Source organism: Anabaena sp. 4-3 (genome assembly GCF_001597745.1).
Lineage (GTDB): Bacteria > Cyanobacteriota > Cyanobacteriia > Cyanobacteriales > Nostocaceae > Trichormus.
In genome coordinates this window covers 119,967-131,629 of sequence record NZ_LUHJ01000049.1, presented here as the reverse complement: position 1 = coordinate 131,629, position 11,663 = coordinate 119,967, and the positions used below count along the sequence as shown (strand labels likewise).

Here is an 11,663-nt window from a genome sequence, read left to right as displayed (position 1 = left end):
CTGGCTATGCCAGCAATCGCTGTTTGACCCCAGAATCCCCACCCTTTTAGGGTGGGGAGTATGTCAACTACTTCCAGGTGATACTAGAACTACGAAGTAGAATCATGACAAGACATAAAAATATTTGAACTGAGATGGCGTAATACCGTTTCTTGATGTAGCTTGCGTAGCGTAGCCATAGATGCACCTGATTCTGCACTGTAGAGACGTTGTATACAACGTCTCTACATGTCTGATACAATCACTGACAAAACTGGCTCGACAATTTGAATTTGAGAAGCTGGTTGAGTTAGCCGAACCTTTAATAATTAATAATGATAAAATCTAGGAATAAAGCCCAAAAACCTCGACAAATTCCCCTGAAATCACTGTTAATTATCCCTTTTGTCTTACAAGTTGTCGGTGCAGTCGGGTTAGTTGGCTATCTTTCCTACCGGAGTGGACAAAAAGCGGTAGAGGATATAGCTAAATCCTTGATGACGGAAGTAGGCGATCGCATTGATCAAAATCTCGCCCATTATTTGCAAAATTCAGTCAAAGTTACCCGCAATAATGCCGATGCAATTAAACTAGGCATTTTGAACTATCAGGATTTATCCACAGTAAAACGCTATTTTTGGCAGCAATCACAAATATTTAATGAGATTAATTCCTTTGCGATCGCTACCGAGCATAAAAATATGTTAATTGTGGTCAAACAGCATGATGGCTCGCGTGTGGTTCGCATCAAAGATAAGTCAAATAATAACAATTGGGATAATTACCTGACTGACAGTGAGGGCAACTACATCAAATTAATCCGACGTTCAACGACTTATGATCCGCATAATGATCCGCCTGGAAATCCTTGGTATGGGGCAACCAAAAAGGCAGGACGTGGAATTTGGCGGATTGTTGTTGCTCGCATCCACAACGATCAACCAAAATTAGTAGCCGCCTATTTTTTACCATTTGTTGATCAAAATAATACCTTTCAAGGAGTTCTCAGTTGCGCTTTTTCTCTATCCCAATTAGGGGATTTTCTCAACAGGTTGAAAATTGGTAAAACCGGTCAGGCTATTGTTGTAGAACCGAGTGGATTGTTAATCGGTACTTCCACAGGTGAAACTCCCTTTCTTTCCTACTTAGTAAAGTATCTGAATTCTGATAAAGAAAAAAATGACCCCAGCAAATATAGATTAAATGCCGTGGATAGTCGCAATAAACTTACTCAGAAAACCACTCAAAAATTACGGGAATATTTCGGAAGCCTTAATCGCATTCAGACAAAACAAGAACTGAGCTTTACAGACGAGCATGGTAAACGCTACTTTGTGAAAGTTGTCCCATTGCAGAGTCAAAAAGATTTAAATTGGCTGACAGTGATTGTCATTCCTGAAGCTGACTTCATGGCAGAAATTCAAGCCAATGCGCGTTCGACAATCATATTATGTAGTTTAACTTTAATTATGGCCACAATCTTATGTATCATGACTGCAAATTGGATTACAACTCCTATATTGCAATTAAGTCGAGCCAGTCAAGCTTTAGCATTAGGAAAATGGGATAATTCTGATTTAGAAAATGGCTCAAGAGCAATTCAAAGTATTACAGAAGTAGCAACGCTGGCTGATTCTTTTCATAAAATGGCTATTCAGTTACAAACAGCTTTTGAAACTTTAGAACAACGAGTCAAAGAGAGAACAGCAGAATTAGCCATTGCCAAAGAAAAAGCCGAAGTAGCAAATCAAGCCAAAAGTGCATTTATTGCTAATATGAGTCATGAATTGCGTTCTCCTCTAAATGCGATTCTCGGCTTTTCTCAATTAATGATACGCGCTAAAAACTTACCATCGGAACAGTATGAAAATGCTGGGATTATCTATCGTAGTGGCGATTATTTACTCACCCTCATTAATAATATTCTCGATTTATCGAAAATTGAAGCCGGAAAAACTACCCTGAATCCTCAAGACTTTGACTTGTATCGCTTACTCGATGATTTAGAAGATATGCTACATCTGCGGGCAACAAATGCTGGATTGGCTTTGATATTCCAGCGCAGTGACAATGTTCCCCGCTATATCTGCACAGATGCAGTCAAACTACGTCAGGTGTTAATCAATCTACTCAGCAACGCGATTAAATTTACCTCAGAAGGCAACGTCAGTCTACTTGTGTTTGCAGGAGAACAAGAAACCACAGATGTATTTCATATCCATTTTCAGGTGCGTGATACAGGTGTAGGGATTTCCGCCACTGAATTACCCAAATTATTTGATGCGTTTACGCAAGCCCAAGCCGGAAAAGATGCCCAAGAAGGTACAGGATTAGGTTTAGCTATTAGCCGTAAATTTGTGCAACTGATGGGGGGAGATATTTCAGTTGAGAGTGAATTGGGCAAAGGTACAACTTTTCAATTTCATCTTCAGGCGAAATTGGCGCAAGCAACAGTCAGTCAGAGTTCGCAAGCCTATCCGCAAGTGTTGGGGCTAGTTGCCAATCAGCCAACATATAAACTGCTGACAGTAGATGATAAAGCCATTAATCGCCAATTGTTGATGAAGTTACTCATGCCTTTGGGGTTTGAGATGAGAGAGGCGAGTAACGGCAAGGAAGCGATCGCAATTTGGGATGAATGGGAACCGCATTTAATCTGGATGGATATGAGAATGCCTGTCATGGATGGTTATGAAGCGACTAAATATATTAAGTCTACTACCAAAGGTAACGCCACAGCCGTCATCGCCTTGACAGCCAGCGTCTTAGAAGAAGAAAAAGCCATAGTTCTCTCTGCTGGTTGTGATGACTTCCTCCGCAAACCCTTTGCCGAACACACCATTTTTAATGCACTAACTAAACATCTCGGTGTAAAATTTATCTTTGCCGACAGCCAAACGCCCCTAGTAAATCAGGCAACAGAGACTATCTTGACATCGCAACACCTCACCTGTATGCCTCAAGAATGGATTACTCAGCTATACACAGCTGCGCTGGAGGCAAATACCAACCAAGTCGTAGAATTGGTAGGAGAAATACCAGATACAGAAACTAATCTGATACAATCACTGACAAAACTGGCTCGACAATTTGAATTTGAGAAGCTGGTTGAGTTAGCCGAACCCCTGATCAGTAATGAATCCTGAAGATAATCAAGAAAATCAAGGTAATATTCTTTTAGTAGACGACATACCCGAAAATTTACAATTATTAAGTGATTCTCTCAGCAAAGTCGGCTACACTGTTCGCAGCGTCACAAGCGGGCGAATGGCACTGAAAACAGTGAAGGTGAAGCAACCAGATATCATTCTTTTAGATATCAAGATGCCAGAAATGGATGGCTATCAAGTCTGTAGAACTCTGAAAGCGGATGAGGATTTACGCACCATTCCCATAATTTTTATTAGTGCTTTAGATGATGTTTTCGATAAAGTCACCGCCTTTGAAATAGGAGGCGTAGACTACATCACCAAACCCTTTCAAATGGAAGAAGTGGTAGCACGCATAGAAAATCAATTAACCATTCAACGTCAGCAACGGCAGCTAGAACAAGAAAATTATAAGCGCAGACAAACCGAAGAAATACTATATCAATCTAGGGCAATGCTGGCAAGCATTTTGAATAGTTCACTAGATGGTATTGCTGCTATGCAAGCAGTTCGTAACACCACAACCGGGGATATCGAGGATTTTCGTTGCTTAGTAGTCAACCCAGTCATTGCTAGAGCCTTCGGCAGTCGCCATGAAGATATGATCGGCAAATTGGTAGTTAAAAGATTCTTAGCCCGTTTAGAACCAGAACTATTTTATCAGTTTGTGAATGTTGTGGAAACAGGGCAACCTTTACAACGGGATTTTTATCATCTATCCGGCAATTCTTGTTGGTATCATTTTGTGGCAGTCAAACTAGGTGATGGTTTTGCTATTACCATACGTGATATTACTGAGCGTAAACAAATTGAACTAGCTCTGCAAGATGCAAATCAGAAACTAGAAAAACTGGCAAATATAGATGGTTTGACTCATGTAGCTAACCGTCGCTGCTTCAATGGACGAATACTAGCAGAATGGAAACGCCTGGCGAGAGAACAGCAACCTCTGTCACTGATTTTATTCGACGTTGATAAATTCAAATTGTACAACGACTACTATGGTCATCTGGCAGGGGATGATTGTTTGATTAAGATAGCACAAACAGTGCAGAAAATAGTTTATCGTCCTGCGGATTTAGTGGCGCGTTATGGTGGAGAAGAATTTGCGGTACTTCTGCCTAATACAGACTTAGCCGGAGCAATCAAAGTAGCGCAGAAGATTCAGCAAGCAGTTTATGATTTAGCTATTCCCCATGCAAAGTCTAATGTTAAGGATATCGTCACCTTGAGTTTAGGGATTGCCTCTAGTATACCTGCTTTGGATATCAAGCCAGATACACTGATCGCTGCCGCAGATAAAGCATTATACAATGCCAAACAACAGGGGCGCGATCGCTACTTCACTAATTGAAACTTGACTATTTTTTTGCCAGGTTCAATCAAGTCTCGAACCATCGGGCATAATTGCATTGTGAAAATTCACACCACTGAGATTAGCACCACTTAAGTTAGCACCTCTAAGGTTAGCACCGCTTAGATTAGCTCCTGCCAAGTTAGCATTTTTGAGATTTGTCCAACCCAAGTCAGCACCACTCAAGTCAGCTTCAGTTAAATTCACCCGAAATAAATATGCACCACTCAAATGAGCCTGATTCAGACGAGCTTTGTACAGGTTGGCTTTGTAGAGATAAGCTCCCATTAAGTCTATTCCATATAAGTTAGCCTCACTGATATCAGCCTCAATTAAGTTAGCTGCTATGAGGTTAGCAAAACTCAGGTTAGCGCGATTTAATTGTGCTGCACCCAAATCAGCCTCTCTGAAATTAGCACCACTTAAGTCAGTACCAATCAAATTAGTCTGATTGAGAGTAGCACCCCTAAGATTCGCTTCCCTTAAGTCAGAACCAATGAGAGTAGCATGACTTAAATCAGCCTGAGTGAGAATAGCTTGACTCAAATTAGCCACACTCAAATGAGTACCACTCAGGTTAGCTTCACTCAGCTTACTTTGATGCAGATTAGCACTACTGAGGTTAGCATAACTGAGGTTGGCACGTACTAATAAAGCATGACTTAAGTCTACTTTACTTAAATTTACCCCTTGCAGGTCAGCACCTCTAAGATTATTTTGTTGCAAATTGGCAGCACTCAGGTCAGGTTCAATTTGAGGATATGTTGTTCTCCACTCAACCCATTGGACTGCACCCGCTTGTAATAACCGCAGATGCTCTACATTTGCCATTTTCTCTTTGCTCTCCTTCATTATTGTCAGATTTTTTACTCTTTGCTCCCCCTGCTCACCTACTCCTGGCGGCCAATTGGGGAATTACTCCTTCCAGCCACGTTTTCAATAGCTGCTCGCGCTCCGGCTGCACCTGCCAGAATATCTCGCTCTGCTCCTCCCAAGTACAACCTGCCAAAGCTACCGACAGCTTGCACTTCCAAAATATTAATTGCGGCGGCTTTTTCCGCTTCATTCGCCGCTAAAGCCGCATAAGCAGCCGGTTCAACTTCCAATACATACAAAGTTTGCCCTGCTAAGAGTAATTGTCCCCGGCGGGTGCGATTGATTAATTGTGTTTGGTAAGCATCGATATTACGGATAATCTGACTAGACACAACACGGGGTTTGAGACATTCCTCTCGTTTAACTCCTAATGCTGCCAAAATTGCTTGTCCGGCTGCCCGTGTTTCTCCTTGCGAGCCGGAATGAACTTCTAGTAAACCATATAATCGTTCAACTACCTGCACCCCAGGACGGACTGAGGCAGCTTTCAGGGCTATATCTGTAATCCGATTAATTTCAATTCCAGGTGAGATTTCAATCCAGAGGGATGTATCACCTGGTAAGGGCAGGAAACCTTGGGCTACTGTTCCTATATATGCTGCGTGTTGTGGTTGCAGGCTGTCGAGAAAGACGAAACTGCGTAGTTCTATTCCCAAGGCTATGCTCTCCAGTCATCAAGCTAAAGTAATATTTTGCCACTGTAACTTTACCTCACTTGTAGACCACCTGAAAACGTTCGCAGACTCAGAGCATACAGGTGTTAGTTTTTTGGCATTGGTAAAATGTGCTGTTGAGACTCAGCCTGGAGGATTTCCGTAGCTTTTTCGGCGGACAAGGCTTTATGGAACAAGAAACCCTGTACATTTTCGCAATGAATAGATTTTAAGAAATCTAGTTGTTCTTGGTTTTCTACGCCTTCGGCGGTGATTGTTAACCCTAAGCTTCTGCCTAAATTGGCGATCGCCTTCACAATATGCCTAACCTTGACATCTGTTGTCAACTGATCAATGAAGGATCGATCAATTTTTAGCTTATGCAGTGGTAACATTTGTAACCGCGAGAGCGACGAATGACCTATACCAAAGTCATCAATGGACAGATGCACACCCATCGCCGCTAAATCATGCAATACCTTTTTGGTATATTCTATATTCTCAATGGCTGTGGTTTCCGTAATTTCTAACTCTAATAATGGCGGTGCTAACCCTGTCTCGGCTAAAATTTGCGCTACAGTTTCTACTAAGTCGGGTTGGCAAAACTGCTTAGGAGACAGATTAACTGCAATTTTCACCGGGGGTAATCCGGCTTTTTGCCAAGCTCGGTTTTGCTCACAGGCTGTCCGCAATACCCACTCCCCTATCGGGATAATTAATCCACTTTCTTCAGCAAGCGGAATAAAAACGTTAGGTGCTACTATCCCCATTTCTGGATGCTCCCAGCGTAGCAAGGCTTCCATACCAGTAATTTCTCCGGTGTGAAGATTAACTTGGGGTTGATAGTATACTGTAAATTCTTGCTTTTCTAAGGCATAGCGTAAATTTTTCTCTAACTTGAGAATATCAGGAGTTTTGGCACTCAAGGATGTCGTGTAATACTGGTATTTATTTCTGCCTTCATCCTTGGCATGATACAAAGCTGTATCTGCGTGCTTGATCAAACTTTCTGCATCAGGGCTATGTTCATCTAGTAAGGCAATACCTAAGCTAGCACTGACGTAAAGTTCATGCCCTTCCAAAAAGAAAACGTTCTCAAAGGCTTTTAAGATTCTGGCGGCGACTTGGGTGACTTCTTCGAGATAATTAATGCGGGGCAGGAGGATAATAAATTCATCTCCTCCCCAACGCGCTACTGTGTCACCTGCTCTCAAAGATGCTTGCAATCTCTCGGCTACGCTGCGGAGTAAGCGATCGCCCAAGGTATGACCCAAGGTATCATTAATAATTTTAAAGCGGTCAAGATCCAGAAAAATCACAGCCAGACTTTCGTGACTCCGGACGGCGTTGGCTAAGGTTTTGGCGAGGATTTGATCAAATAATAACCGATTAGGCAATCCCGTCAGCCAATCATGAAGGGCTTGGTAACGAATCTTTGCTTCTACTTGCTGACGCTGCCAAGCACCACTGATACTAGCTGCCATTGTCAACAGTATAGATTCTTCATGGCTTGACCAAACACGCTCTTGGTGACAATCCGCTAAAGCCAAACAACCCCAAAACTGTTCTTCTAAGCGCAGTGGCACTAACAGCAGAGATTTAATGCCCTTTCGCATCAAAATTTCACGTTCGGCGGCGGGAAAATCCTTTGTCAGTCCATTAATTGACTTGCCACTGGCAAGGACATTATACCAACGTGATAAGGCGTGATACTGATCAAGTTGATTGTGCCAGTGATGCGGGCAAGTGGGTAAAGGTGAACTTGTCCATTGACATTGCAAGCTGAGTGCGATTTCTCCTGTTTGGGGGTGGGAATGATGTTTAAATAGATAAGCTCTATCTACTTGCACAGCTTCACCTAGTACAGCCAGAGCTTTTTCTAAGGCGGTATCGTAGTTCATTTCTACGAGTAAGTAATTGGCTGCTTCCGCTACTGCTTGGAGTAAGCGATCGCGTTGCCGCAATTCTGCCTCTGCTTGCTTTTGCTGAGTAATATCTCTAATAATATAAGTTCTAATTAAATCACTTTCCGCTAGATGATGGACTGATTGTTCAAAAACTTCTTGACCAAATTTTACTTCCCTGACAAAAGAACTGACTTGGCGGCTTTGCACCTCAGCAACTATTCCTTTTAATATCGGATGGTGTTGTCCTAACTCCCTCAATCTCGGAAATTTCAGGGCTGCGGCTGGATTAAAATAAGTTAAGTTTCCGTCTAAATCTGTCTCAATGATGGGATTGGGGATCATCTCAGGAAAAGATGCTAAACGAGCTAAAGCAGTCTCGCTAGCTCCTGCAAATTCCGGATCAACAACTGCCGTAGGAACAGGTTGCACAGGACTAGATTGCTCACACAGAAATGCTGACAAATCTTCAACATAAGCAGATTCACAAAAAGCTTGTTCTGACAAGTTAGAAATAGCATAGTATTTAGCCTGAGCTTGCTTCGTACCAAAGATCATCACATCTCCATGTTTGAGATCATGAGAAAAACATCTGTTGCCATTCACAAATAATCCGTTGGTACTAGCTTGTCCTTTAAAGTTACCATCGATAATCCGAAACCCATATTGCTCCGTTTTGGGAAGAGTTACCCGCAATAAAATAGCGTGTTGTCTGGATGCTGACAAGGAATGGAGAACAATAGCATTACTCTTATGCCTTCCTATAGAATATGTAGCTTCTTGTAAAGGTATGATGCGCTGCCCTTGTAAGTCTTTGACAACTAACAGGTGGCGGATTTTTTCTCGCTCTTGTTCAGGCATCAGTTCCTCTCACATTCTCATGTCTTTGGAGCTGGAGTTTCAATATCCTCATTCACTTAGTTTTAACTCCTAACGTTCATTTGTAATAAAAGGTCTTTACCTAGTGCAAGGACGATGTAGGAAGATATTTGTGTTTTACATCACTGACAATCTCCAAAAAAGATTCTTATTTGCCAGTGAGTGCTGCATTGTCAGTCTGGTTAATTGTCTCCGTTCCCCAACAAATTAGGCGAATTTAGCATTTTTAACTACTAACTTTTGGTTGACTTTTTCTGTTATACCCAGAAGTAATTCAATAGCTAAGATGATACTGAGTAGATTTGTTGATGTTGGTTAATCAACTTGAGTGATAATACGGAACCCAAAATAATTACCATAGTTAAACGCAGGGAACAGACACAATAATGTTCTGTTCCCTGTAGCTTCCCTGATGCTATAACTTTAATTACGCTTACCCAATTAGTTGTTCGCTTGCCAATCTTTATCTGCCCAAAATCCAAAATCTGATGGCATGAGATAGGGCAAAATTATCAATAAACGCTGAGGTATTCAGGCGAAAATCATCATGACACTGGGTAACAATGAGACAAAGCTATGACAAAATGTTTCATGTTTTAATATAATTAATTATAATTAATTATATTATATTTTATTTTAATACATTAAAAAGGATTGTATAATACAGAAAAATACAAACCATTCTCTTGCCATGTTTTGGCTTGGGAGTCCACAGACACCAGAGGAATACCCCAGTCAAGTCGTGCAGTCAAGCGATCGCCTTGTAACCAGCGTAAACCCAAACCCACGGCTGCTAAAGTATTAGGATCGGGATTAGTGCCAGAATTATTCCAAGCTACCCCAAAATCAACAAAAGGTATCACCTGTAACAGCCCTCTCGACTGCGACAACCGCAGCACTGGGATTTGCACTTCCGCCACCGCTAAAGCCCCATTATCTGTCAAGAGAAAATCTTGGCGATAACCCCGCACACTATCTAAACCACCGACACCAAACTGTTCTAAAGGTAACAGATTGATAGTTGACAGTTGTGTATTAGCACGTAGAATCAATAAAGTTTCTGGTGCTAACAGCCGCGCCCATTGGGCTTGTCCCTGCCAGGAGAAAAAGCGACTATCAGGGGTATCATGATTAATCGTGGCATTCAACGCACCGATACCGAGATTAAATTGCGATCGCACCGCGAACACTTGGCGGTTATTGCGAGTCGTCCATTCTTGAAAAAACCGCAACGCAGATACACGCGTGCGCCCCTGTTCATCAGCACCCAAGGAAGGAAAAGCTAAACGTTCTCCTTCAATATAAGTAGCCTCACTTTCTCGCCGGGAAGCCGTTAAACCCACAGCCAATTCCTGGGTAGGAGTTTGTATCAGAGGTTGGCGAAAAGTCAACTCATAGTAACGAGATGAAGATTGAATATCGAGAATATTAAACGGCTCCTCAATCACATTACTAGATGCTGTGCCGAAGTTAAAGCTGATTGTACCATTGCGAGGATTCAAGGGTAAGGTGTAGCTAGTATCAAAGGCGTTGCTGCCGTCGGTGTTAGCATAAGCTAAACTCAAATTATCTCCCCAACCCTGTAAGTTAGCTTCTTTAACTAAGATACGACGGCGAAAACTACCCACACTCGGAGATCGACCATTATCGAAACCTATTTCACTACTAAAAGATTTCGCTTCCCTGACTTGCACTTGTAAAACACTTGTACCAGGACGTAGCCCTGCTGACAATTCAGCCGCCAGGTTATCAATCAAAGGATTGAGTTGTAGTAGTTGTAGTGCTTCTAGTAACTGATCTCGATTTAGGGGTGATGATGTCGCCACCGCTAAACGACTACGCACATAATTGGGGTTGAGTCGGCGTGTACCACTAATTTGAATATCTTCTAATTTACCTTCAACCACCTGAATTGTAATCACACCCGACTGAATTGCTTGCGGTGGGATATATGCGCCAGAAGTAATATAACCCTTGTTAACGTATAATTCAGTAATTTTCGAGCGAGCCTGAAACAGTTCGGCTAAAGTAATTGGTCTATCGGTAAACTCAGCAGTAACCTTGGCTAACTCTTCTCGACTAAATACCGTACTACCCACAACCTCAAACTTTTTCACAGTAATGGTTTGGGTAACATCCTCTGGTATTGGTTGCTGAGGTTTGACATCTGGGAAAGTTGGTGGCAGTAGTTCTGCTGGTGGTGGTAGTGGTTGGGGTGGTGGGGATTGAGGTAAAGGAGAAGGGAGGGAAGGTTGGACATCTTGGGGCGGTGGTAGTTGTTGCGATAAGCTAAAATTGTTATTTAGTCTTGATGTCTGATTAACAGTTTGGGCTGTTGACGGTTGAGAATGGATACTGCTGAGTAATGCAAATATCCCCACAGTCAACCCAGATATTGTCAGCTTGTTTAGACATTGGTACATCATGCAATTAAAGTTTTTTACAACCAATCAGTTTTAAAGGTTCAGTTTAAGATGTGAATATTATTTCATCTCTTGATTTCTTGGTGAGTAAATAGTCGGTAAAGACGCGATAAATTGCGTCTTTACAAGGTCATTAGTCAAAAGTCAACCGTCAACCTTCAATATTCTGGAACAGGCAAAGTAATCAAAGAGGAGTCCATCAAGAGATGTCACATCTCTTGATGGACTTGATGCGCGGTTGATTGAGTTAGTAGTTAGTAGGGTGCGTCAGGATGAATATTTTCTTGGTATAGCTAGGGTTTCTCGTACTGACGCACCCTACATTTTGGATATTTTTTTATCTGGAAGTCCCTAAGTCTTGATGGGGGTTTAAATTCCCCATTCTACGATAAGCCGCCCATAGCTTGTCTACACCAACATCCCCTGTTCCCTGTTCCCTATCCCCT

General features: G+C 42.0%; 6 protein-coding genes. 2 read left to right on the top strand and 4 right to left on the bottom strand.

Going from position 1 to position 11,663, the window contains the following annotated elements:
* The first annotated feature begins 314 nt into the window (after positions 1 to 314).
* The gene (locus A3775_RS13630; protein ID WP_082803742.1) at positions 315 to 3,125 is read left to right on the top strand and encodes a hybrid sensor histidine kinase/response regulator; all 2,811 of its coding nucleotides are present in this window, start codon (positions 315 to 317) and stop codon (positions 3,123 to 3,125) included.
* On the top strand, positions 3,115 to 4,482 hold the full coding sequence (locus A3775_RS13625; RefSeq protein WP_066384695.1) for a diguanylate cyclase domain-containing protein: 1,368 nt from the start codon (positions 3,115 to 3,117) through the stop codon (positions 4,480 to 4,482). Before A3775_RS13630 ends, A3775_RS13625 begins: the two co-directional genes overlap by 11 nt.
* Positions 4,483 to 4,506: 24 nt before the next feature.
* Here A3775_RS13625 and A3775_RS13620 read toward each other — a convergent pair whose 3' ends face one another.
* From A3775_RS13620 to A3775_RS13605, 4 genes are all read right to left on the bottom strand, one after another.
* Positions 4,507 to 5,313, bottom strand: coding sequence for a pentapeptide repeat-containing protein (locus A3775_RS13620; RefSeq protein ID WP_066384698.1), 807 nt, complete (start codon positions 5,311 to 5,313; stop codon positions 4,507 to 4,509).
* 59 nt (positions 5,314 to 5,372) lie between these two features.
* The gene (locus A3775_RS13615; protein WP_066384701.1) at positions 5,373 to 6,014 is read right to left on the bottom strand and encodes a hypothetical protein; all 642 of its coding nucleotides are present in this window, start codon (positions 6,012 to 6,014) and stop codon (positions 5,373 to 5,375) included.
* A gap of 104 nt (positions 6,015 to 6,118) precedes the next feature.
* Complete coding sequence (locus tag A3775_RS13610) at positions 6,119 to 8,776, bottom strand: EAL domain-containing protein (protein WP_066384704.1); 2,658 nt, start codon at positions 8,774 to 8,776, stop codon at positions 6,119 to 6,121.
* A gap of 662 nt (positions 8,777 to 9,438) precedes the next feature.
* The gene (locus tag A3775_RS13605; RefSeq protein WP_197480151.1) at positions 9,439 to 11,220 is read right to left on the bottom strand and encodes a ShlB/FhaC/HecB family hemolysin secretion/activation protein; all 1,782 of its coding nucleotides are present in this window, start codon (positions 11,218 to 11,220) and stop codon (positions 9,439 to 9,441) included.
* Between the last annotated feature and the right edge of the window lie 443 nt (positions 11,221 to 11,663).

What these genes read in the sequence shown, in the direction of transcription:
- A3775_RS13630 (WP_082803742.1), top strand. Translation starts at nt 315, where the DNA reads ATGATAAAATCTAGGAATAAAGCCCAAAAACCTCGACAAATTCCCCTG.
- A3775_RS13625 (WP_066384695.1), top strand. Translation starts at nt 3,115, where the DNA reads ATGAATCCTGAAGATAATCAAGAAAATCAAGGTAATATTCTTTTAGTA.
- A3775_RS13620 (WP_066384698.1), bottom strand. Translation starts at nt 5,313, where the DNA reads ATGGCAAATGTAGAGCATCTGCGGTTATTACAAGCGGGTGCAGTCCAA.
- A3775_RS13610 (WP_066384704.1), bottom strand. Translation starts at nt 8,776, where the DNA reads ATGCCTGAACAAGAGCGAGAAAAAATCCGCCACCTGTTAGTTGTCAAA.
- A3775_RS13605 (WP_197480151.1), bottom strand. Translation starts at nt 11,220, where the DNA reads ATGATGTACCAATGTCTAAACAAGCTGACAATATCTGGGTTGACTGTG.